The sequence below is a fragment of the Herbiconiux sp. L3-i23 genome, from assembly GCF_023734115.1.
In the GTDB taxonomy this organism is placed as follows: domain Bacteria; phylum Actinomycetota; class Actinomycetes; order Actinomycetales; family Microbacteriaceae; genus Naasia.
Genome location: NZ_AP025737.1, coordinates 702662 through 723640, shown reverse-complemented (window position 1 = coordinate 723640; position 20979 = coordinate 702662). Strand labels below are relative to the sequence as shown.

At 68.2% G+C, this 20979-nt stretch carries 26 protein-coding genes; 13 read left to right on the top strand and 13 right to left on the bottom strand.

All coding sequences use genetic code 11. The features are described 5' to 3' along the window. Positions 1 to 123: 123 nt before the first annotated feature. Positions 124 to 474 carry a 50S ribosomal protein L19 gene (gene rplS / locus NGH83_RS03440; RefSeq protein WP_251857673.1) on the bottom strand — a complete coding sequence of 117 codons (351 nt, stop codon included), beginning with the start codon at positions 472 to 474 and terminating at the stop codon, positions 124 to 126. Between the two features lie 226 nt (positions 475 to 700). Continuing rightward, positions 701 to 1183: a hypothetical protein gene (locus tag NGH83_RS03435; RefSeq protein WP_251857672.1), complete on the bottom strand. Its 483-nt coding sequence runs from the start codon at positions 1181 to 1183 to the stop codon at positions 701 to 703. A gap of 187 nt (positions 1184 to 1370) precedes the next feature. Here NGH83_RS03435 and map point away from each other — a divergent pair, with 187 nt between their 5' ends. Continuing rightward, positions 1371 to 2141, top strand: a complete 771-nt coding sequence (gene map / locus NGH83_RS03430; RefSeq protein WP_251857671.1) for a type I methionyl aminopeptidase — start codon at positions 1371 to 1373, stop codon at positions 2139 to 2141. A 109-nt stretch (positions 2142 to 2250) separates the two neighbouring features. Here map and trmD read toward each other — a convergent pair whose 3' ends face one another. Genes trmD through rpsP form a run of 4 tightly spaced genes read right to left on the bottom strand, consistent with a single transcriptional unit; the run spans position 2251 to position 4323 of the window. Beyond that, positions 2251 to 2937 carry a tRNA (guanosine(37)-N1)-methyltransferase TrmD gene (trmD, locus tag NGH83_RS03425; protein ID WP_251857670.1) on the bottom strand — a complete coding sequence of 229 codons (687 nt, stop codon included), beginning with the start codon at positions 2935 to 2937 and terminating at the stop codon, positions 2251 to 2253. Between the two features lie 13 nt (positions 2938 to 2950). Then, the gene (gene rimM, locus NGH83_RS03420; RefSeq protein WP_251857669.1) at positions 2951 to 3655 is read right to left on the bottom strand and encodes a ribosome maturation factor RimM; all 705 of its coding nucleotides are present in this window, start codon (positions 3653 to 3655) and stop codon (positions 2951 to 2953) included. A 4-nt stretch (positions 3656 to 3659) separates the two neighbouring features. Further along, positions 3660 to 3896, bottom strand: coding sequence for an RNA-binding protein (locus tag NGH83_RS03415; RefSeq protein WP_251857668.1), 237 nt, complete (start codon positions 3894 to 3896; stop codon positions 3660 to 3662). A gap of 4 nt (positions 3897 to 3900) precedes the next feature. Next, positions 3901 to 4323, bottom strand: a complete 423-nt coding sequence (rpsP, locus tag NGH83_RS03410; protein ID WP_251857667.1) for a 30S ribosomal protein S16 — start codon at positions 4321 to 4323, stop codon at positions 3901 to 3903. 244 nt (positions 4324 to 4567) lie between these two features. Here rpsP and NGH83_RS03405 point away from each other — a divergent pair, with 244 nt between their 5' ends. Continuing rightward, positions 4568 to 5710 (top strand): glutamate--cysteine ligase, encoded by a 1143-nt coding sequence (locus tag NGH83_RS03405; RefSeq protein ID WP_251857666.1) that lies wholly within the window; start codon positions 4568 to 4570, stop codon positions 5708 to 5710. A gap of 52 nt (positions 5711 to 5762) precedes the next feature. On the opposite strand, the gene NGH83_RS03400 is transcribed toward NGH83_RS03405, so the two are convergent. The 5 genes from NGH83_RS03400 to ffh all read right to left on the bottom strand — a co-directional run bounded on the left by NGH83_RS03400 (position 5763) and on the right by ffh (position 9706). Beyond that, positions 5763 to 6182 (bottom strand): hypothetical protein, encoded by a 420-nt coding sequence (locus NGH83_RS03400; protein ID WP_251857665.1) that lies wholly within the window; start codon positions 6180 to 6182, stop codon positions 5763 to 5765. A gap of 84 nt (positions 6183 to 6266) precedes the next feature. Continuing rightward, positions 6267 to 7064, bottom strand: a complete 798-nt coding sequence (locus NGH83_RS03395; RefSeq protein ID WP_251857664.1) for an LLM class F420-dependent oxidoreductase — start codon at positions 7062 to 7064, stop codon at positions 6267 to 6269. A gap of 84 nt (positions 7065 to 7148) precedes the next feature. After that, complete coding sequence (locus NGH83_RS03390) at positions 7149 to 7553, bottom strand: hypothetical protein (protein ID WP_251857663.1); 405 nt, start codon at positions 7551 to 7553, stop codon at positions 7149 to 7151. Beyond that, the gene (locus NGH83_RS03385) at positions 7550 to 8083 is read right to left on the bottom strand and encodes a YbhB/YbcL family Raf kinase inhibitor-like protein (RefSeq protein ID WP_251857662.1); all 534 of its coding nucleotides are present in this window, start codon (positions 8081 to 8083) and stop codon (positions 7550 to 7552) included. Before NGH83_RS03385 ends, NGH83_RS03390 begins: the two co-directional genes overlap by 4 nt. A gap of 183 nt (positions 8084 to 8266) precedes the next feature. Further along, entirely contained in the window at positions 8267 to 9706 is a 1440-nt protein-coding gene (ffh, locus tag NGH83_RS03380) for a signal recognition particle protein (RefSeq protein WP_251857661.1), read from the bottom strand. A gap of 28 nt (positions 9707 to 9734) precedes the next feature. Between ffh and NGH83_RS03375 the strand changes: the two genes are divergently transcribed. The 4 genes from NGH83_RS03375 to NGH83_RS03360 all read left to right on the top strand — a co-directional run bounded on the left by NGH83_RS03375 (position 9735) and on the right by NGH83_RS03360 (position 12225). After that, positions 9735 to 10142, top strand: coding sequence for a hypothetical protein (locus NGH83_RS03375; protein WP_251857660.1), 408 nt, complete (start codon positions 9735 to 9737; stop codon positions 10140 to 10142). Between the two features lie 402 nt (positions 10143 to 10544). Next, positions 10545 to 10760, top strand: a complete 216-nt coding sequence (locus NGH83_RS03370) for an aldo/keto reductase (protein ID WP_256470118.1) — start codon at positions 10545 to 10547, stop codon at positions 10758 to 10760. Positions 10761 to 10819: 59 nt separating this feature from the next. Continuing rightward, positions 10820 to 11332, top strand: coding sequence for a gamma carbonic anhydrase family protein (locus NGH83_RS03365; RefSeq protein WP_251857658.1), 513 nt, complete (start codon positions 10820 to 10822; stop codon positions 11330 to 11332). Between the two features lie 2 nt (positions 11333 to 11334). Next, the gene (locus NGH83_RS03360) at positions 11335 to 12225 is read left to right on the top strand and encodes an LLM class flavin-dependent oxidoreductase (RefSeq protein WP_251857657.1); all 891 of its coding nucleotides are present in this window, start codon (positions 11335 to 11337) and stop codon (positions 12223 to 12225) included. Between the two features lie 296 nt (positions 12226 to 12521). On the opposite strand, the gene ftsY is transcribed toward NGH83_RS03360, so the two are convergent. Beyond that, complete coding sequence (gene ftsY / locus NGH83_RS03355; RefSeq protein ID WP_251857656.1) at positions 12522 to 13394, bottom strand: signal recognition particle-docking protein FtsY; 873 nt, start codon at positions 13392 to 13394, stop codon at positions 12522 to 12524. Positions 13395 to 13430: 36 nt separating this feature from the next. On the opposite strand from ftsY, the gene NGH83_RS03350 reads away from it, so the two are divergent. From NGH83_RS03350 to NGH83_RS03335, 4 genes are read left to right on the top strand one after another with little or no spacing between them, the layout of a single operon-like run. Further along, complete coding sequence (locus NGH83_RS03350; protein ID WP_251857655.1) at positions 13431 to 14045, top strand: hypothetical protein; 615 nt, start codon at positions 13431 to 13433, stop codon at positions 14043 to 14045. 52 nt (positions 14046 to 14097) lie between these two features. Further along, positions 14098 to 14724, top strand: a complete 627-nt coding sequence (locus tag NGH83_RS03345; protein WP_251857654.1) for a TetR/AcrR family transcriptional regulator — start codon at positions 14098 to 14100, stop codon at positions 14722 to 14724. A gap of 1 nt (position 14725) precedes the next feature. Further along, the gene (locus tag NGH83_RS03340; protein ID WP_251857653.1) at positions 14726 to 16459 is read left to right on the top strand and encodes an ABC transporter ATP-binding protein; all 1734 of its coding nucleotides are present in this window, start codon (positions 14726 to 14728) and stop codon (positions 16457 to 16459) included. Further along, positions 16456 to 18408 carry an ABC transporter ATP-binding protein gene (locus tag NGH83_RS03335; RefSeq protein ID WP_251857652.1) on the top strand — a complete coding sequence of 651 codons (1953 nt, stop codon included), beginning with the start codon at positions 16456 to 16458 and terminating at the stop codon, positions 18406 to 18408. Before NGH83_RS03340 ends, NGH83_RS03335 begins: the two co-directional genes overlap by 4 nt. 22 nt (positions 18409 to 18430) lie before the next feature. Here the strand turns inward: NGH83_RS03335 and NGH83_RS03330 are convergent, their stop codons facing one another. Next, the gene (locus NGH83_RS03330; RefSeq protein WP_251857651.1) at positions 18431 to 18946 is read right to left on the bottom strand and encodes a DUF1697 domain-containing protein; all 516 of its coding nucleotides are present in this window, start codon (positions 18944 to 18946) and stop codon (positions 18431 to 18433) included. A gap of 62 nt (positions 18947 to 19008) precedes the next feature. Here NGH83_RS03330 and NGH83_RS03325 point away from each other — a divergent pair, with 62 nt between their 5' ends. The 3 genes from NGH83_RS03325 to NGH83_RS03315 all read left to right on the top strand — a co-directional run bounded on the left by NGH83_RS03325 (position 19009) and on the right by NGH83_RS03315 (position 20969). Further along, positions 19009 to 19836, top strand: coding sequence for a hypothetical protein (locus NGH83_RS03325; protein WP_251857650.1), 828 nt, complete (start codon positions 19009 to 19011; stop codon positions 19834 to 19836). Positions 19837 to 19844: 8 nt separating this feature from the next. Then, complete coding sequence (locus NGH83_RS03320) at positions 19845 to 20273, top strand: helix-turn-helix transcriptional regulator (protein WP_251857649.1); 429 nt, start codon at positions 19845 to 19847, stop codon at positions 20271 to 20273. A 135-nt stretch (positions 20274 to 20408) separates the two neighbouring features. Then, a complete protein-coding gene (locus NGH83_RS03315; protein WP_251857648.1) occupies positions 20409 to 20969 on the top strand; it encodes a hypothetical protein in 561 nt (186 codons plus the stop codon). Positions 20970 to 20979: the final 10 nt, after the last annotated feature.

Genomic DNA, 20979 nt, shown 5'->3' with positions numbered 1-20979 from the left:
GGGGACGAAAGTCGTCCACCCGAGGCACAGGGGAAAGCGTGCCGCGGGAAGAACGAACGACCCCCGCGACAGTGTAACCGTCGCGGGGGTCGGAGAAGCCGTGCTGGCAGCGCTTGGCGCGGCTCAGCTCTCGCGCTTCTCCTTGATCTTCGCCTTCTTGCCGCGCAGACCGCGGAGGTAGTAGAGCTTCGCGCGACGCACGTCACCGCGGGTGACGAGCTCGATGTGGTCGATGATCGGCGAGTGCACCGGGAAGGTGCGCTCGACGCCGACCTGGAAGCTGATCTTGCGGACCGTGAAGGTCTCGCGCACACCGGCGCCCTGGCGGCCGATGACGACGCCCTGGAACACCTGGATACGGCTGCGGTTGCCTTCGACGATGTTGACGTGCACCTTGACGGTGTCGCCGGGACGGAAGTCCGGGATGTCGCTCTTCAGCGACGCGGCGTCGAGCTGGTCGATGAGATTGCTCATGGCGGTTCTTCGCTTCCTGCACCCGCCGCTGGTCGAATGCGCATTATGGCCAGACGCGGCTGTTCACCGTTCGTCTCGGCTGAGAGAGTCGATTGATCGGCCGCGAAATGGATGGCTCCCCTGCGGCAGAGCCCGCCGCGGCACGATCGACCATTCTGTCACAGCCGGATCGGAGCCCGCAAACGGGCTCGGCGTCGAACCCTGCGAATCCGCGGTGGAGCCGGACTCAGCGCGGGTCGTCGCTCGGGGGCAGGACGATGTACTCGCCGGCGTCGACGGGCGGCTTCCTCGTGCCCTGGGGTGCGGCGACGCGCTGGAACTCGTCGAACACGGCCTGCACCCGACGCCTCGTCTCTCGGATCAGCTGCCAGACGGCCGACCAGAACGCGACGATCGCGCCGATCACCGCGAACACGGCGAACCAGTTCGCGGCGGGCCCGAAGAAGCCGAGTCCGATGAGCATCGCGTGCCAGAAGGTCAGCACACCGACGTCGAGCCAGGACACCGCGCGCTTCTCGCGCACCGATCGCCGCGCGATGGTGAGGCCGACGACGATGAGGAGGGCGACGACGAGGATCGGCGCGGTGATCGCGACGCCGAGCAGTTCGCCGGCGGAGGTGCCCCAGATGCCCCACCCGATGAGCAGCCAGACGGGCAGCACGAGCGCGGCAGCGGTCTGCCAGTAGAAGAAAGCCCGGCGCAGAACCATGGCATGAGCCTAGGCTCGAGAGCCCCTCGCGATGAAGCGATTTCGCTGACAGCGGGATGGTCGAGGACGGGGCGGATGCCGCGCGCGCGTTAGGGTCGAGCGGTACGACCCGCGGAAAGTGGAGTCGGCCGTTCCGGCCGGCCGGTGGGAACCGGCGGCGATCGGCGCCGGCCCGAGGAGGAGAGACATGATCGAGCTGAGGACCCCGGGCGAGATCGAGGCGATGCGCCCCGCCGGCGCCTTCGTGGCGAGCGTCCTCGAACGACTCCGCGACGAGATCGCCGTCGGCGTGAACCTCCTCGAGCTCGACCGGATCGCGCACGACATGATCCGCGCCCGCGGGGCCGAGAGCTGCTACATCGACTACCACCCGTCGTTCGGCGCGATGCCGTTCGGCAAGGTGCTCTGCACCTCGGTCAACGACGCCGTGCTGCACGGTCTCCCGTTCGACTACCGCATCGAGGACGGCGATGTCGTGACGGTGGACTTCGCCGCGTCCGTCGACGGCTGGGTCTCCGATTCGGCGCTCACGGTGATCGCCGGCACCCCGCGCCCCGAGGACGAGCGCCTCATCGCGACGACCGAGCAGGCTCTCGCCGCGGGCATCGCCGCGGCCCGCCCGGGCGGCAAGTTGGGCGACATCTCGGCGGCGATCGGCGACGTCTGCGCCGCCGCCGGCTACTCCGTCAACCTCGACTTCGGCGGGCACGGCGTCGGCCACACCATGCACGGCGAGCCGCACGTCCCGAACGACGGACGCGCGGGGCGCGGTCTGAAGCTGAAGCCCGGCCTCGTGATCGCGATCGAGCCGTGGCTGCTCGAGACCACCGACGAGCTGTTCACCGACCCCGACGGCTGGACGCTGCGCAGCGCCGACGGCTCACGCGGCGCGCACAGCGAGCACACGGTCGCCATCACGGCCGACGGCCCGCTCATCCTCACTCAGCGCACCCGCTGACTCGTGCCCGCCCGCTCTCACCCCTGCGAGCGCGGTGTGTTGGTACGAGCGCGCCTGTATAAACACCTGCCCTCGCAGCAACACACCGCGCTCGCGGGGGCGAGGAGGGTCAGTCGGGGAGGAGGTCGGGGCGGACGCGTCTCGTGCGCTCGATCTGCTGCTCGCGGCGCCAGGCGGCGATCGCGGCGTGGTTGCCCGAGAGCAGCACCGGGGGCACGTCGAGGCCCCGCCAGCTCGCCGGCTTGGTGTAGCTCGGATACTCGAGTAGGCCGTCCTCGTGGCTCTCCTCGGTGAGGCTCTCGGGATTGCCGACGACACCCGGCAGTAGGCGGCCGATCGCCTCGATCATCGCCAGCGTGGCCACCTCGCCGCCGTTCAGCACGTAGTCGCCGAGGCTCATCTCGCGCAGACGGACGCGGCTCGACACGTGCTCGACGACTCGCTGGTCGATGCCCTCGTAGCGGCCGCACGCGAAGACGAGATTCTGCTCGGACGCGAGCTCACGGGCGGTCGCCTGCGTGAATCGCTCCCCCGCCGGTGATGGCACGATGACGACCGGATCGGGCGCATCCTCGAGCACCGCGTCGAACGCCTCACCCCACGGCTCGGCCCGCATGACCATGCCGGCGCCACCGCCGTACGGGGTGTCGTCGACGGTGCGGTGACGATCGTGGGTCCAGTCGCGCAGATCATGCGTGCGGACATCGAGGATGCCCTGCTGACGCGCCTTGCCGATCAGCGATACCCCGAGCACGTCGAAGTACTCGGGGAAGATGCTGACGATGTCGATGCGCACGGACGTGCCTCGATCAGTCGGCGTCGGGGCGCTGGTCGGCGCTCGACTCGTCCGCCGAGGACTCCGCCCCGTCGGTCTGCCCGGCGCTCTCGCCCTCACCGGCCTCCGACGAAACAGCCTCGCCGCCCGCATTCTCGGCAGGGGCGGCATCATCGGGGTCGTCGGGGAGCTCTTCGAAGAGTCCCGTCGGCGGAGTGACGGTGACCTGCCGCGTCGCGAGGTCCACGGTGGGGACGATGGCGCGCACGAACGGCACCATCACCTCGCGCTCGTCGGTCTTCACCACGAGGAGGTCCTGCGCGGGGAGGTGTTCGAGACGGGTGATGACACCGATCTTCTCGCCGTCGCGGACGACGTCGAGTCCGACCAGCTGGTGGTCGTACCAGGCGTCGTCCTCGGCCGGTTCATCGGCGCTCTGGTCGACCCAGAGGATCGCCTTCACGAGCGACTCGGCCGCTGAGCGGTCGGAGATGCCCTCGAAGAATCCGACGGGATGCCCGTTGTACCAGCGCAGTTCGGAGAGGGTCAGCCGCTTGCCGTGCCACGGCGAATCGTCGGGCACCTGCAGGGCGAACTCGGCGCCGGGAACGAACCGGCGCTCGGGGTCGTCGGTGAAGAGCTCGAGCTTCAGCGCACCCTTGAGTCCGTGCGCCTTGGTGAGGCGACCGACTCGGAGCTGAGTCTGCGCCGATCGTCCGGAGGCTTGTTTGCGTGGCACTCGTCTACTCGTCGGTGTCGACGACGTCGACACGCACGCGTCGTCCGTCGGCGAGCGCACCGACGAGGGTGCGCAGCGCCTTGGCCGTGCGTCCCGACCGGCCGATCACTCGGCCGAGGTCGTCGGGGTGCACCCGCACCTCGAGCAGATCGCCACGGTTCGTCGACTTCTCGGTCACCTGCACCTGGTCAGGGTTGTCGACGATTCCCTTGACGAGGTGCTCGAGGGCGGCTGCGAGCACGTGCTCAGGCCTCGGTGGTCTCGTCGGCGGCGTCGGCGTCGGCGTCGGGCGCCTCCTCGGCGGGAGCGGCCTTGGGCTCGGACTTCGGGCGCAGGACGGGCTTCTTCTTCGAGTCGGCCTCGAACGCGGCCTTGGGCTCGCGGGTCTGCACGGTGCTGACCGCGTCCTTGTCGCCCTTGAACTTGCCCCAGTCACCCGTGAGCTTGAGGATGGCGGCGACCTGCTCAGTGGGCTGGGCGCCGACGCTCAGCCAGTACTGCGCGCGGTCGGAGTCGACCTCGATGAACGAGGGGTTCTCGGTGGGGTGGTACTTGCCGATCTCCTCGATCACGCGGCCGTCGCGCTTGGTGCGCGAGTCGGCGACGACGATGCGGTAGAACGGGGCGCGGATCTTGCCGAAACGCTTGAGGCGGATCTTGACAGACACTTTTCTCCTGATTGCTTGCGAAAGTTGGTGAACCGCATGCCGTGCGCGTGGGGCACACACAGGCGGAAGCTCGAGGGGAATCCGCGGGTCTGATTAGAGGGTCGGACACGTGCGGACTCGACCAGCCATTCTGACAGATTTTCCGGCGACTCGCGCGCACAGGGCGACGCCCCGGTCGACTCACCGGCGCGCAACGTCCCGAAATCTCCCAGCCGACGCCAAGCAAGAGTGTCAGGATGGGCGCGTGGCCATCGAATTCGGCACCTCTCAGCGCTCGACACTCGGACTCGAGTGGGAGCTGGCCCTCGTCGATCGTGCGAGCGGCGACCTCTCCCCCACGGCCCCCGAGATCCTCGAGCACTTCGAGCACGCGGAGGAGGACGGCATCGCCCAAGTGACGGGCGAGCTGCTCACGAACACGGTCGAGGTGGTGACCGGCGTGCACCGCACCGTGCGCGGCGCCTCCGAGGAGCTCGCGGCGACGATCGAGCGGATCCGCGACCTCGCGGAGCCGCTCGGCGCCGACCTCATGTGCGCGGGCACCCACCCGTTCGCGCAGTGGACCCAGCAGCGGGTCACCGACAAGGAGCGCTACGCGACGCTCATCGACCGGACGCAGTGGTGGGGTCGGCAGATGCTCATCTGGGGCGTGCACATGCACGTCGGCATCGAGGACCGCGACAAGGTGCTGCCGATCCTCAACGGCCTGCTCACCTACTACCCGCATTTCCAGGCGCTGTCGGCGTCGAGCCCGTACTGGTCGGGAGAGCCGACCGGGTACGCGTCGAGCCGCGCGATGCTTTTCCAGCAGCTTCCGACCGCGGGACTGCCGCCGCAGTTCGGGGCATGGGCGAACTACGAGGGCCTCGTCGACGACCTCCTGCACGTCGGCGTGATCGACCACTACGACGAGATCCGATGGGACATCCGGCCGTCGCCGAAGTGGGGAACGATCGAGATCCGCGCGTGCGACGGGCTGTCGACCCTGCAGGAGGTGCGGGCACTCGCGGCGCTCGTGCAGTGCCTCGTGGAGGAGTTCTCGACGATGCTCGACCGCGGCGAGGACATCCCGACGATGCAGCCGTGGTTCGTGCGCGAGAACAAGTGGCGCGCCGCCCGATACGGCATGGAGACGATCCTCATCCAGAACGCGGCGGGCGACGAGCGCCTCGTCCGGGAGGACACGGCCGAGTTGATCACGCGGCTCGAGCCCGTCGCCGAACGACTCGGCTGCCTCGAGGAACTGCACGAGCTCGACGTCATCCTCGACCGCGGGGCGAGCTACGAGCGCCAGCTGCGCACCGCCGCCCGCAACGGCGGCAGCCTCAAGTCGGTCGTCGCGCACCTCGTCGCGGAGCTGCGGGACGGCATCGACCCGCCCCTGTGAGGATCTCCTCCGAGCCGTCGCGCCCGCACGATGTGTGTGTGCGCCGTCCTGGTCAGTCGAGCGGCTCGATGCCGACGACCTCGGTGAGCCACGGGCAGTAGGTGTCGGAGGTCAGCGTCTCGTCTTCGACGAACGAGGGCAGCCCGTCGCAGACCTCGGTCGTGAAGTCGGCGAACTCGAGACTGTCGGGATCGATGTGCCACGACCAGGGCGAGTTCACTCCCCCGTCGCCGTCCCTCACGATCCGGCCGACGGGGATGCGGCCGTCCTCGCCGCCGTTCTGCAGTCCGACGACGTGCTCGACGAGTTCGTCGGTGACGAGCTCGATGCGGTATTCCTCTTCGCCCGCGACGAGGAAGGTGGCGACCGCGGGCGCCTCGATCGGGTCGGCGGTCGGCCCGCCCGCGCAGCCGGCGAGCACCGGCAGCAGCAGCACGGCCGCGCCGGCGACGATTCGACGGGATCCACTCACCTCAGCAGGATGGCGGCCCCGCCCGGCGCACACAAGAGCCCGCCGAGCTCGGCGGCGTCAGGGAAGCGGCGTCGCTATGCGGCGTCAGGAGTTCTTCGCGTCGCGCCAGTCGATCCAGCGCTGCACCGGAGCGAGGTCGTAGTCGGGACCGGTGATGCCGACGGTGAAGAGGCGGACCCCGAGGTCGTATTGCGCGTCGGCTTCGTCGACGCTGCGGTTCTTCACCTCGGTCGACAGCTCGATCCCGCTGATGTCGCGGCCGACGTCGTCGGCGTGGGCGCGGAGGATGTCGAGCTTGCGGCGCAGGGTGGCCTCATCCGAGAAGCTGTGCCAGATGTCGGCGTGCTCGGCGACGATGCGGAGGGTCTTCTTCTCGCCGCCTCCGCCGATGAGGATCGGGATGCGCCGCGTCGGCGCCGGGTTCAGCTTCGTCCACCGGTCGCGGATGATCGGCAGGTCGCGGGCGAGCGCGTCGAGGCGGGTGCCGGCGGTGCCGAACTCGTAGCCGTACTCCTGATAGTCGCGCTCGAACCAGCCGGCCCCGGTGCCGAAGATGAACCGGCCGCCCGAGATGTGGTCGATGGTGCGGGCCATGTCGGCCTGCAGGTTCGGGTTGCGGTACGAGTTGCAGTTGACCAGCGGCCCGAGCTCGATCCGCTCAGTCTGCTCGGCCCACGCGGCCAGCTCGGTCCACGCCTCGAAGTGAAGGCCGTCGGGCTCGCCCGACAGGGGGTAGAAGTGGTCCCAGTTGAACGCGATGTCGGCGCCCATGTCTTCGACCCGCTGAAGGGTCTCGCGGATGAGCGCGTACTGGGCGTGCTGGGGCGCGATCTGCACGCCGATGCGGACGGGACGGTCGACGGCGAAGTTCGAAGAGGTCACCGCTTCACCCTAGGAGGCGCTTTCCGCGAGTCCGCTGGGCGAGCAGAGGGCGCATCCCGAGGACGACGACGCCGGCGCCGGCGATCAGTCGAAGCGCCGGGCGGGCGGACGCCGTTTGCCGATGACGCGGCCGGCGAACGCGACGATCAGCACGAAGCCGACGTAGAAGATCGAGAACGGAATCAGAGACACCAGCACGGCGAACGGCGGGAGGATGATCGCGACGCCCGCGAAGATCCCCCACGTGCGCGCCGGTCCGCGCCAGGCACCGCCGAACGACGCCGCGAACGCGGTGCCCGGTACGAGCAGGAAGACGCTGAGGAACACCAGGAAGCCGGCGAACCACGAGCCACCGGGAACCAGCAGCAGCGCGACGATCTCGACTGCGACGGTCGCGATCGCGAGCATCACGGCCACGAAGCCTCGGACACCGCCCGCCCAGTCGAAACGTTGCGGCGGCCTCGTGGTGAACGGGGTGCTGAAGATCATGCGGAGGCGCCGCCGGCCTCTCCTGTGCCGACGATGACCGCGCGGGCGATGGCGCGGAAGTTGAGGTTGAAGCCGAGGATGGCCGGGGTCGACTCGGCGTCGATCTCGAGCTCCTCGGGAAGCGCGTGGACGGCGACGAAGTAGCGGTGCACGCCGGTTCCCTCGGGCGGTGCGGCGCCGATGAACTGCTTGAGGCGGGCCTCGTTCGGCAGCGTGACGGCGCCGACGGGCAGGATCCCGCCCGCCGCTCCCGCGCCGGATGCCAGTTCGGTGATGTCGGCGGGGATGTTGAACACCGCCCAGTGCCAGAACCCGGAGGCGGTCGGCGCGTCGGGGTCGTAGACGGTGACGGCGAAGGTCTTGGTCTCCTCGGGGAACCCCGACCAGGACAGCTGTGGCGACACGTCGGCGCCGCCGGAATCCGCCGAATACTGGGCGGACTTGAGCGGCGCCCCGTCGGTGATGTCGTCGCTCGTCAGGGTGAACGAGGGCAGCGCGGTGAGACCTTCGTAGGGGTCGTGTCCAGTCATGCCATCACCCTAGCCACCACTCCTGGCCCCCTACCCAGCCCGAGACCCCAGCCCTGAGATCCGAGGGGGCCCCACGCGGCACGCTTGCCGCGAGGGATGCGGGCATGAACGCACGTTCCGGCGGGCGCATAAGCCCGGAACGTACGTCCTCGCCGCAGTCATCCGCGTCAGCGCGTCAGCGCGTCAGCGGCCGAGCATCTTCTGCAGCGCGGCGAGCTCTTCCTCGCTCGGCGCGGCAGCGCCCTTGTTGCCGAGCCCGAAACCGGATCCGCCCGACGAGGTCGGCGCGGCGCTGCCGGAAGCGCGCGCCGCGTTCTCGGCCGCCCGCTTGGCCGGGTTGCCGGAACGGGATCCGGCCTTCTTCTGCTGCTGCTTCTTGCGGCCGCCGCCGTAACCTCCGGCACCCACGGGCCCCATCCCGGGCATCTGAGGAACGCCGCCCTTGGCGACGGTCTTCATCATCTTGGCGGCCTGCTCGAAGCGCTGCACGAGCTGATTGACGTCGGTGACGGTCATGCCCGATCCGCGGGCGATGCGAAGGCGGCGCGACCCGTTGAGGATCTTCGGATTCACCCGCTCGGCCTTCGTCATCGACTGGATGATCGCCTCGGTGCGCACGATCTCCTTCTCGTCGAAGTTGTCGAGCTGCTCGCGCATGCCCTTCGCGCCGGGCAGCATGCCGATCATCTTCTTGATCGAGCCCATATTGCGCAGCTGCTGCATCTGCCTCAGGAAGTCGTCGAGGGTGAAACTGTCGGTCGCGAACTTCTCGGCGACCTTGCGCGCCTCCTCCTCGTCGAAGGCCTGCTGGGCCTGCTCGATGAGGGTGAGGATGTCGCCGAGGTCGAGGATGCGACTCGCCATGCGGTCGGGGTGGAAGGGCTCGAAGTCGTCGAGCGACTCGCCGGTCGAGGCGAAGATGATGGGGCGCTCGGTGACCTGGGCGACCGAGAGCGCGGCCCCGCCGCGGGCGTCGCCGTCCAGCTTGCTGAGCACCACACCGGTGAAGTCGACACCGTCCTGGAACGCCTTCGCGGTGTTGACCGCATCCTGACCGATCATCGCGTCGATGACGAAGAGCACCTCGTCGGGGTCGACCGCCTTGCGGATGTCGGCGGCCTGCTTCATCAGCTCGGCGTCGACACCGAGGCGGCCCGCGGTGTCGACGATGACGACGTCGTACTGCTTGTCGCGCGCGAACTTGATCGACTCCTTGGCGACCTTCACCGGGTTGCCGACGCCGTTGCCCGGCTCGGGCGCGTAGACGTTGGCGCCCGCCTGCTCGCCGACCACCTGGAGCTGGGTGACGGCGTTGGGGCGCTGGAGGTCGGCGGCGACGAGCAGAGGGGTGTGCCCCTCCTTCGTCAGCCACTTCGCGAGCTTGCCCGCGAGGGTCGTCTTACCGGCGCCCTGCAGACCGGCGAGCATGATCACGGTCGGCGGCTGCTTCGCGAACTCGAGTCGACGCTGCTTGCCACCGAGGATGCCGACGAGCTCCTCGTTGACGATCTGCACCACCTGCTGGGCGGGGTTCAGCGCCTGACTGGTGCTCGCTTCCAGGGCGCGCTCGCGCACCTTGCCCGTGAAGTCCTTGACGACGTCGAGGTTGACGTCGGGTGGCACGGGACTTGTTGAATGCCAGCGTTCTCACGTGAGGCCTCCCAGAAAAAAAAAAAAAAAAAAAAAAAAAAAAAGTTCAGTAGCCAGTTTTAAAATGCAGTGCTTGAGGTCACACCACCAGCCCCAGCCTGGGCAGAAGTGTTGTGTGGCCTGTGTTAAACAAAAAAAATGGAAAAATAGTCGCCTGGCAGTTGAGCCACCAGCCAAGACCATTCTAAACATCCCAGGAGGCTGGTGCAGTTGCGCCTGGGCTGCTGGCCTGTGGTCTCTAAAAAAAAAAAAAAAAAAAAAAAAAAAAGTCACGGGTGCAGTGCCTGCACCAAAAAAAAAAAAAAAAATCTCAAAAAAATTTTTTTTTTTGAAAAAAAAAAAAAACCCGAGGGAAAAAAAAAAAAAAAAAAAAAAAAAAAAAAAAAAAAAAAAAAAAATTTTTTATTAAAAATTTTTTTTTTTTTTTTTTTTTTTTTAAAAAAAAAAAACACCGGGGGGTTTAAGAAACCAGGTGTTAATAGCTGCAGCTGCACTGACAGCCGTTTAGCTGGCTGAGATTGTGTTGTTCCCTGGTGGTGGCACCAGCCAACAGCTGAATGGCAGGCACTCCTCTTAAAAATTAAAAAAAAAAAAAGCAGATTCTCTTGTTTTGCCAGATTGCCTACAGGGCCCCCCCAAAAAAAAAAAAAAAAAAAAAAAAAAAAAAAAAAAAAAAAAAAAAAAAAAAAAAAAAAATTAAGAGGCAGGCACCACGTGCCAAAAAAAAAAAATGGAGTCTGTTGTCAAAAAAAAAAAAAAAAAAAAAGTTTGTAAAGTAAAAGCCAGCCAGCCAGCCAGCGCCAGACTCTGAATGTGTTCCCACCGCGTGCAGAGACTCTCCGACATGGCCCGCGACTACGACGTGAGCACCTCGGGTCTCGCCCTGGCGTGGCTGCGGCACCACCCCGATGTGACCGCGCCGATCGTGTCGCCGCGCACGAGCGCACAATGGATCGCCGTCGACGAGGCGACCGAGCTCGAACTCGGCGAGGACGACGTCGAACGGATAGGCGGGCTCTTCCTCTGACCGCTCTCGGGTGACCGAGCCGCCCAGGCTCCTGACATCGGCGCCGCTAGCGTTGAGCCATGTCCGTGATCCTGCCGTTCGACGGCACCTCTCCCGAAGTCGACCCGTCGGCGTTCGTGGCGTCGACCGCCACCCTCGTCGGTCGGGTCCGACTCGCCGCCGAGTCGAGTGTGTTCTTCGGCGCGGTGCTGCGCGCCGACCGCGATGAGATCAGCATCGGGGAACGCAGCAACGTGCAGGACAACGTCGTCATCCACGGCGATCCCGGCAAGCCCGCCGTCGTCGGCCGCGGCGTCAGCATCGGGCACGGTGCGGTCGTGCACGGCTGCACCATCGAAGACGACTGCCTGATCGGGATGCACGCCACCGTGCTGAACGGCGCCGTCGTCGGACGCGAGTCCCTCGTCGCGGCGGGGACGGTCGTCCTCGAGGGCTCGATCATCCCGCCCCGCTCGCTGGTGGCCGGCGTGCCCGGCAAGGTGCGACGCGAGCTCACCGACGACGAGGTCGCGAAGCTGCACCGCAACGCAGACACCTACGTCATGCTGTCGACGCGCTACCGGGAGGACTGAGCATGCGACACGGGATCATCATCCTTCCGCAGCTGCCGTGGGCCGACGCGCAGCGTCAGTGGCGGCAGGCCGAGGAGCTGGGCTTCGACTCGGCCTGGACCTACGACCACCTTTCGTGGCGGAGCCTCGCCGACCAGCCGTGGCACGCCACCGTACCGACGCTCACGGCGGCTGCGACCGTCACCTCGACCATCCGACTCGGCACCTTCGTCGCCTCGCCGAACTTCCGACACCCGGTGACCTTCGCGAAGGACGTCGCGACGATCGACGACATCTCGGGCGGACGCCTGCAGCTCGGCCTCGGGTCGGGCGGCACCGGCTTCGACGCGTTCGTCCTCGGTCAGAGCGCGCTGAGCCCTCGCGAGCGGCACCGCCGATTCGTGGAGTTCGTGGACGACCTCGATGTTCTGCTGCGGCACGAGACGGGCGACGGCGGCATCTCCTTCGACGGCGAGTACTACACCGCGGTCGATGCCCGAATGGTCGGAGTGCCGGCGCAGTCTCCGCGGGTGCCCCTCCTTCTCGCGGCCGACGGCCCCAAAGGCATCGCCTTCGCGGCCGAGCGGGGCGACGGCTGGATCACGCTCGGCGGTCGCTTCGACGCGGACGGCGCCGGGCTCGACGGCTGGTGGAAGTCGGTCGCCGAGTTGGCGGACCGATCGCGCGACGCCGCCGACGCTGCCGGACGCACCATCGAGCGGTATCTCAACCTCGACTCCGAGAGCCGTTTCGCGCTCGACAGCGTCGACGCGTTCGAGGACGCGGCGGGACGCGCCGAGGAGCTCGGCTTCGACGAGGTCATCACCCACTGGCCCCGGGTCGACGGCATCTACGCCGGCCGAGAAGAGGTCCTGCTCGAGGTCGCCTCGCGCTTCCCACACAACCCGGCCTGACCGCGTACCGCTGCTGACCGAATCAAGGAAAAAGCGGCCCCCAGTCACACATTCAAGCCGATCCCAGCCCGTCGGGGGCGACAACTCCTTGATTCGGTCCGTCGCCCCCGGGTGGCTGACCGAATGCAGGAAAAATTGGGGCGCGGGGGCCGTTTTCGACCCGAATCGGAGCTTCAGCGCGAAAATCTCCTGCATTTGGTCAGAGACCGGCTGGGGAGGACTCACCGCAGGCGGCACAGGCGGACGCTGAACTGAGCAGAGAACGCCCCAGACCACTAGGCAGGGGGCAGCCGGCGTCAGCCGACGAGGTTCTGGGCGAAGACGTGAGGGGTGAAACCGGTCAGGTCGCCGATGCCCTCGCCCTGACCGATGAGCTTGATCGGCAGGCCCGTCTTCTCCTGCACGGCGAGAACGAAGCCGCCCTTCGCGGAGCCGTCGAGCTTCGTGATCACGAGTCCGGTGATGCCCGCCACCTCGAGGAAGGCCTGCGCCTGCGACAGCCCGTTCTGACCCGTCGTCGCATCGAGCACGAGCAGCACCTCGGCGATCGGCGCCTGCTTCTCGATCACGCGGCGGATCTTGCCGAGCTCGTCCATGAGCCCCGTCTTGGTCTGCAGACGGCCGGCGGTGTCGATGATGACGATCTCGGTGCCGTCGCGCTTGGCCTTCTCGACCGTCTGGAAGGCGACCGACGCCGGGTCCTGACCCTGCTGCTGCGGACGCACCAGGTCGGCTCCGGCGCGCTCGGCCCAGGTCGCGAGCTGCTCGACCGCCGCCGCACGGAAGGTGTCCGCCGCACCGACGACGACCGTGCGCCCGTAATTGCGCACGAACTTCGCGAACTTGCCGATCGTCGTCGTCTTGCCGACGCCGTTGACGCCGACGACGAGCACCACGGCGGGCCGCTCGGTGAGCTTCAGCGTGGGGTCGAACTTCGACAGCCGCTCCTCGATGCTCTCCTGGAGCATCCGCTGCAGGTCCTTCGGGTCGGTCGTGCGGTAGCGGTCGACCTTGGCCCGCAGGTCGTCGATGATCTCCTCGGTCACGGACGGACCGAAGTCGGCGCCGATCAGGGCGACCTCGAGGTCATCCCAGGTGGTCTCGTCGATGGTGCGCTTGGCGAACATGCCGCGGAGAGCGCCCGACAGGGACCAGGGAGTGCGTGCCACGGAAGTAGAGGCTACCGTTCGCGGCAGGATGGGGTGGTGCAGAGCGAACCCGTCACCCTCCGTCCTTCGCTCGCCGCGTATCTCGGCCGCGCGCTGACGGCACCGGTCAACGCCTACCTCGTGCTCGGCGCCCTGATCGTCGGCGTCGTGGTGAGCGGGCTGCTCGGCAGCGTCGTGTTCTGGACGGGCGCGGCGGTGGGGCTCACCTCCGAGGTGGTGCGGGTCGCGTACGGGCTGCGCCGCGAGCGCATCGAGTTCGGCGGCGGGACCTACCGGGTGCGCGAGAGCGACGGCCGTTGGAAGTCGTTCGCCGCGTCGCAGATCGGCGAAGCGATCGTGGTGCGCGCGTCGGGACGCCGGGGCGGCGAGGCACCCATCTCGCGGCTGTACCTCCGCTCGCGCGACGACGGCACGCGCCTGTTCCGGATGTCCGGCGCCCTGTGGCGCGGATCCGACCTCGCGCTGCTCGGCGACGATCTACGCGAGCACGGTGTCGCCGTCGAGAGCCTTTCGGAACGCACCGCACTGGAGACCCTCGGGAAGAAGCATCCGTGGGCGCTCGAACGCTGGGAGGCGCATTTCCGCGCCATCTCGGTGATCGTCGCGCTGATGTTCGTCGCGGCGCTCGCGGTCGAGCGCTTTCTGACCTGATCCGCTCGCATCGATCGTTGCGAGTGAGCGCTCACTCACTTACGCTGGCGCGGTGTCGGAAACGCTGACCCCCGAGCCGCCCGTCGAGACCGCTCGGGAACGCGCCCGCCCACTCGCCCCCGACGACCGGCGCGAGGCGATCATCGCCGCCGTCGCACCCCTCATCCGCGAACACGGACGGGACATCACCACCCGCCAGATCGCCGATGCCGCCGGCATCGCCGAGGGAACCGTCTTCCGAGCGTTCCCTGACAAGGAGTCCCTCATCGACGCCGCGATCGAGCGTCTCTTCGACCCGACACCGCTCGAGGATGCGGTGCGGGCGATCGACGGATCGCTCCCCGTCGAAGAGAAGCTCGTGCAGGTGCTGCACCTGCTGCGCGAGCGGTTCGACGGCATCTTCCGACTGATGGCCACCCTCCATCTGCGGGAACGTCCGCGGATCCAGGCGGGCGCGGCGCGCTGGGTCGGCGTCTTCACCGAGGTGCTCGGCATCGACGCCCACGAACTGGCGGGCCCGCCCGAGCACGTCGCGCACTACCTCCGTCTTCTCGCGTTCTCCTCGACGCTGCCCGCGTTCACGGCGCCCGACGGCTTCACGGAGCGCGACCTCGCCCGCCTCATGCTCGACGGGCTGCTCGCCCGCCCATCGCACCCTCACGCCCGCTCGGAGGCCTGACATGCTCGGCACGATCCTCATGCGCTACCTGCGCCCGTACTGGCCGCTCATCGTCGGCGTCATCGTCTTCCAGCTCGCCCAGTCGATCGCCTCGCTCTACCTGCCGAGCCTCAACGCCGACATCATCGACGACGGCGTCGCACTCGGCGACACCGGCTTCATCCTCTCCACGGGCGCGGTGATGCTCGGCGTCACCCTGCTGCAGATCGGCGCCGCCATCGCCGCCGTCTACTTCGGCGCGAAGACGGCGATGTCGCTCGGACGGGACCTGCGCCTCGCCGTGTTCGACCGGGTCGCGACCTTCTCCGAACGCGAGGTCACCCGATTCGGCGCCCCGTCGCTGATCACCCGCAGCACCAACGACGTGCAGCAGGTGCAGATGCTCGTCCTCATGACCAGCACGATGCTGATCAGCGCCCCGATCCTCAGCATCGGCGGCGTCTTCATGGCCCTGCAGGAGGACCTTCAGCTGAGCTGGATCCTCGTCGTCGCCGTGCCGGTGCTGCTGCTCGCGGTGGGCGCGATCATCGTGCGGATGGTGCCGCAGTTCCAGAAGATGCAGGAGCGCATCGACCGCGTCAACCGGGTGCTCCGCGAGCAGCTGACCGGTATCCGGGTCGTGCGGGCGTTCGTCCGCGAACCGGTCGAGACCGAACGGTTCGCCGAGGCCAACCGCGAGCTCACCGACACCGCGTTGCGCGCCGGTCGCCTGTTCGCCCTGATGTTCCCGATCGTCATGCTGGTGCTCAACGTCTCGAGCATCGCGGTGCTCTGGTTCGGGGCGTACCGGATCGAGGACGGCAGCATGCAGGTCGGCTCGCTGACCGCCTTCCTCAGCTATCTGATCCAGATCCTGATGGCGGTCATGATGGCGACGTTCATCGCGGTGCTGCTGCCCCGCGCGGTCGTCTCGGCCGACCGCATCGGCGAGGTGCTCGAGACGTCGTCGTCGGTCGTGCCGCCGCACTCGCCGACGGCCGCGACGCGGACCACGGGCGACGTCGAGTTCGACGCCGTCTCGTTCGCCTACCCGGGTGCCGACCAGCCCGTCCTGCACGAGGTGAGCTTCCGGGCCGAACCGGGAACCACGACGGCGATCATCGGCAGCACCGGGTCCGGCAAGACGACCCTCGTGAACCTCATCCCCCGACTGTTCGACGTCACCTCAGGAGCGGTGCGGGTCGACGGCGTCGACGTGCGCGAACTCGACCCGTCGGTGCTGTGGGACCGCATCGCCATAGTGCCGCAGCGGGCGTACCTCTTCTCGGGCACCGTGGCGAGCAACCTCCGCTACGGCAACCCCGACGCGACCGACGCGGAGCTGTGGCGCGCGCTCGAGATCGCTCAGGCCCGCGACTTCGTCGAGGAGATGCCCGAGGGGCTCGAATCGCCGATCGCGCAGGGCGGCACCAATGTGTCGGGCGGGCAACGCCAGCGACTCGCGATCGCCCGCGCCCTCGTCAAACGGCCCGAGATCTACGTCTTCGACGACTCGTTCTCGGCCCTCGACACGACGACCGACGCGCGACTGCGGGCGGCGCTCTCCCGCGATGTCGGCGGGGCGACGAAGATCGTCGTCGCCCAACGGGTCTCGACCATCGCCCTCGCCGATCTCATCATCGTGCTCGACGACGGCGTCGTCGTCGGAGCGGGCACCCACGAGGAACTCCTCGCATCCTCCCCCGAATACGCCGAGATCGTCACCAGTCAGCTCCCCGCCGAGGAGATCGCATGAGCACTCCGACGAGAACCCCCGTCCGCGGACCCGCCCGTGGCGGCGGCCCCTTCGGCGGCCCCGGCCTGCCGGCCGAGAAGTCGCTGAACTTCCTCCCCTCCGCCAAACGTCTGCTCGGCCGGCTCCGCCCCGAACGCGGCGGCATCGTCGGCGTCATCGCGCTCGGCGTCGTCAGCGTCGTGCTCGCCGTCATCGGACCCTGGATGCTCGGACAGGCGACGAACGTCATCTTCGAGGGCGTCATCTCATCGACGCTGCCCGCAGGGGCGACGAAGGCGCAGGTCATCGAGCAGCTCGAGGCGAGCGGCGACACCCAGCGCGCCGATCTGCTGCGAGGCATGACCCTCGACCCGGGTGCCGGCATCGACTTCGACGCCCTGCAGATGATCCTCGGCATCGTGCTGCTGCTCTACGTGTTCTCGTCGGTGTTCGCCTGGCTGCAGGGCTACATCCTCAACGGCATCACCCAGCGCACCGTCTACCGGCTGCGCGAAGAGGTCGAGACGAAGCTGCACCGACTGCCGCTCACCTACTTCGACCGCACCCCTCGCGGCGAGCTGCTCAGCCGGGTGACGAACGACATCGACAACATCTCGCAGAGCCTCCAGCAGACGCTCTCGCAGGCGCTCACCTCGGTGCTCACCGTCATCGGCGTGCTCGGGATGATGTTCACCATCTCGCCGCTCCTGGCGCTGATCGCCCTCGTGACGATCCCGCTGACCCTCGTCGTCGTCGCGCTCATCGCGAAGCGGTCGCAGACGATGTTCGTCGACCAGTGGAAGCACACCGGCGAACTCAACGCCCAGGTGGAGGAGGGCTTCACAGGCCACGCGCTCGTCAAGGTGTTCGGACGTCAGCGCGAGGTGTCGAAGAGCTTCGCGGCGAAGAACGAGGAGCTGTTCCGGGCGAGCTTCGGCGCGCAGTTCGTCAGCGGGATCATCATGCCCGCGACGATGTTCATCGGGAACCTCGTCTACGTCGCCATCGCCGTCGCCGGCGGACTGATGGTCGCGGGCGGCACGATGCAGTTGGGCGACGTGCAGGCGTTCATCCAGTACTCCCGCCAGTTCACCCAGCCGCTCAGCCAGCTCGGGTCGATGGCCAACCTGCTGCAGTCGGGGGTGGCGAGCGCCGAGCGGGTGTTCGAGCTGCTCGACGCCGACGAGCAGAGCCCCGACCCGGTTCCGGGGCGGACACCGACGCAGAAGTCCGGTCGTCTCGAGTTCGAGCACGTGTCGTTCCGGTACGACCCCGAGACGCCGCTCATCGACGACCTCTCGCTGGTCGCCGAGCCGGGCACGACGGTCGCGATCGTCGGCCCGACGGGCGCCGGCAAGACGACCCTCGTCAATCTCGTGATGCGCTTCTACGACCTCGACGGCGGGCGCATCACCCTCGACGGGGTCGACACCACCGAGATGACGCGGGCGGCGCTGCGCTCCCGCACCGGCATGGTGCTGCAGGACACGTGGCTGTTCGCGGGCACGATCCGGGCGAACATCGCCTACGGCCGACCCGACGCGACCGAGCAGGAGATCCTCGACGCGGCGCGGGCGGCGTACGTCGACCGGTTCGTGCACTCGCTGCCCGACGGGTACGACACGGTGCTCGACGACGAAGCGAGCAATGTGAGCGCCGGTGAGAAGCAGCTCATCACGATCGCGCGCGCGTTCCTCGCCCGTCCCGACGTACTGATCCTCGACGAGGCGACGAGCTCCGTGGATACCCGCACCGAGGTGCTGGTGCAGCGTGCGATGGCGGCGCTGCGCGAGGATCGGACGAGTTTCGTGATCGCGCACCGCCTCTCGACCATCCGCGACGCCGAACTCATCCTCGTGATGGAGGACGGCGCGATCGTCGAGCAGGGCGATCACGAGACGCTGCTCGCCCGCGACGGCGCGTACGCGCGGCTGTACCAGGCGCAGTTCGCGGCCCCGGCGGACGCCTGAACGCTTGGGTCAGGCCAGCGGATCAGACCAGCAGCTTGCGGACGGTATTGAGGTTTCGAGTGGTGGTCGTGGTCCGGTTGCGCGCCTTCGCGGCGAGCTTCGCGAACGGGGTGTCGGTGCTCGAGCCCTTCGGGCACGCCCAGTAGACGACCCCGTCGCCCTCGGCGACCCGGTCGGGGCCGTCCGGAACGAGGTCGGGGCTGAAGTCGCTGAACGCTTCCGGGCCGGACCCGAAGACGACGTACGCGTGCGTCTCGGCGTCCTCGGGGAAGGGGTAAGCGTCGACGATGCCGGCGAGCCGGTCGTGCGGCAGCAGCACGATCCACGCGTCGTAGCCGAAGCGGTCGCCGAGCGCCCTCTCGATGCGGGGCTTCAGCTCGACCGCGTCGTCGTCGGATCGGAACAGCACATTGCCGGTCGCGAGCACGGTCTTCACCTCGTCGAAGCCGAGCTCACGGAAGAGCGCGCCCAGCTCGGCGCTCTTCACCGTGATGCCGTTCACGTTGACTCCGCGCAGCAGCGCGATCCACCGGGTCACGAGCACAGGCTAGCCGCGCCATCGACCTACCGCGACGGTGAACGCGGTGCCACACTGTCGGCATGACGGCGACCGCCCTCGGCACCCGCGTCGCGTCGGCGGTGTGGCCCTCCGCCGCGCTGCTCGTCGTGTCGGCTGCGGCGATCCTCGCCGTCGGAGCGCGTTCGCTCGGCGCCGAGCACTACTCGACGGACCCGATCGGTGTGCTCGCCGCGGCGGGGGCGGCGGCGCTCGTGATCCTCGCGGTGCCCCGGATGCCCTCCCGCGCCGTCCCGGTCACCATCGCGCTGGCGGTGCTCCTCGGCGTGCACGCCGTCGCCGGACCGCTCGCCGTCGTCCTCGCCGCATCCGGTGTGCGCGCGTCGGCGCTCGAGACCTGGTGGTCGGCTCTGTGGCTGCCGATCTTCTCCCTCGGTCAGCTGGCCGCGGTCATCGCCCTCCTCCGCCCGCCTCGATGGCTGGGCGCGACGCTGATCGTCGTCGCGGCGGCCGCCTTCGCCGTCAGCGCCTCATCCGCCCCGGCTGGCTCCTTCGATCGGGTGGCGACGACGACCGGAGACGGCTCCGCCAGCCTCGCCCTCGAGGTGTCCGTCGATGTCTGGATGCTGTCGCTCCTCGTACTCCCCGCCGTGACCGTCGCGCGGATCCTGCGCGCGGACGACGATGCTCGCCGACCACTGCTCGCCGTCGCACTGGTGAGCGTGCTGCCCCTTCTCGGCATCGCCGGGTGCCTCGCCCTCGCGATCGCGCGCGATCCCGGACGCGTCGATCCCTCCGTCGGCAGCGTCGCGTTCCTCGTGCTCCTCGGCGCCACGAGCGCCGGAGTCGTGCTGAGCGCACCGCTCGCGGCGCCGACCGCGAGCGGTGGGACCGCCGGCTCAGCACCCTGATCTCGGTCGTGGTCATCGGGTACGCGGCCCTCGTGCTGATCGTGGTGGGCATCGTCCTGGTCGGGCCGATGTCGGATGCGGGACCCGTCGCGGTCGTGCTGACCGTCGCCGGATGCACGGTGCTCGTCATCGCCGGCGCGGCGCTCGCGGGGCGCCGCCTCTACGAGACGGGTCGGTCGGCGCCGCTTCCTCCTCCCCCGACGCCCACGATCCTCGTCGACCGCCTCATCCCGCGCGAGCGCGACGTGCTCGAGGCGCTGGCCGACGGCGCGAGCAACGCGGGCATCGCGAGCCGTCTCGTCGTGTCCGAGCGCACCGTCGACTCCCACGTGCGCTCGATCTTCGCGAAGCTCGGGCTCGACGACGACAAGATCGCCAACCGGCGGGTCCGCGCCGCGCGGGTCTTCTTCGACGCCGAGCGCGCCGCCCGCCGCTGACCGCTCGGCGTTCGGATCGCGCCTCTCGCGCCGCCGGATACGCGCCTTCGTCAGCGGGTTTCGGTGTCAGCACCGATGCCGACGAGCCCCTGCCGACGCCAGCGTTGTCGGACATCGACCTCGAAGGAGCAGCACATGTCCGTCACCTCACCCACCACCGCGACCTCCGCACAGCGATCCGACACGACACCGGCAGGGCCCGTCGTCGCCCTCGCGGCGCTCGTCCTCGGAGTCGCCGCCCGGCTCGTCTTCTTCGGGATCTGGCATCCCGACTGGTTCCCGCTCGGCAACTACGAACGGCTGGCGGCGATCGGCGAGCAGTGGTGGACCATGCACGTCTTCGTCGGCGCACTCGGAACGGTCGCGGCCGCCACCGCCCTCGCCGTCCTCGTCTCCCGGTTGTGCGCGACCCGGGGCGCCTGGCTCGCCGCGATCGGCGGCGCGGTCTCGATTCTCGGCGCGACCCTCTTCGCCGTGGGGATCGCCGGCGAAGGGGTCCTCTACGCGGCCCTCGTCGATCCCGATGTCCTGGCGCCGACGGCCGCAGCGTCCGCCGTGGATGCGTTCGCCGCCGACGCAGCCCTGAGCGAGATCCCTATCTTCACCGGGGTCGCCGTCGCGGCGGTCGGCGGCCTGGTGCAGCTCGTCGCCCTCTGGTGGTCGCGGGCCCTGCCGCTCTGGCTGCTCGTCGCCTAGACGGTACTGG

Coding starts and splice junctions, on each gene's coding strand:
- NGH83_RS03390 (WP_251857663.1), bottom strand. CDS start 7,553: ATGATCTTCAGCACCCCGTTCACCACGAGGCCGCCGCAACGTTTCGAC.
- NGH83_RS03340 (WP_251857653.1), top strand. CDS start 14,726: ATGCTCGGCACGATCCTCATGCGCTACCTGCGCCCGTACTGGCCGCTC.
- NGH83_RS03335 (WP_251857652.1), top strand. CDS start 16,456: ATGAGCACTCCGACGAGAACCCCCGTCCGCGGACCCGCCCGTGGCGGC.
- NGH83_RS03365 (WP_251857658.1), top strand. CDS start 10,820: ATGTCCGTGATCCTGCCGTTCGACGGCACCTCTCCCGAAGTCGACCCG.
- NGH83_RS03315 (WP_251857648.1), top strand. CDS start 20,409: ATGTCCGTCACCTCACCCACCACCGCGACCTCCGCACAGCGATCCGAC.
- NGH83_RS03360 (WP_251857657.1), top strand. CDS start 11,335: ATGCGACACGGGATCATCATCCTTCCGCAGCTGCCGTGGGCCGACGCG.
- NGH83_RS03370 (WP_256470118.1), top strand. CDS start 10,545: ATGTGTTCCCACCGCGTGCAGAGACTCTCCGACATGGCCCGCGACTAC.
- map (WP_251857671.1), top strand. CDS start 1,371: ATGATCGAGCTGAGGACCCCGGGCGAGATCGAGGCGATGCGCCCCGCC.
- rplS (WP_251857673.1), bottom strand. CDS start 474: ATGAGCAATCTCATCGACCAGCTCGACGCCGCGTCGCTGAAGAGCGAC.
- NGH83_RS03325 (WP_251857650.1), top strand. CDS start 19,009: ATGACGGCGACCGCCCTCGGCACCCGCGTCGCGTCGGCGGTGTGGCCC.
- NGH83_RS03435 (WP_251857672.1), bottom strand. CDS start 1,183: ATGGTTCTGCGCCGGGCTTTCTTCTACTGGCAGACCGCTGCCGCGCTC.
- NGH83_RS03385 (WP_251857662.1), bottom strand. CDS start 8,083: ATGACTGGACACGACCCCTACGAAGGTCTCACCGCGCTGCCCTCGTTC.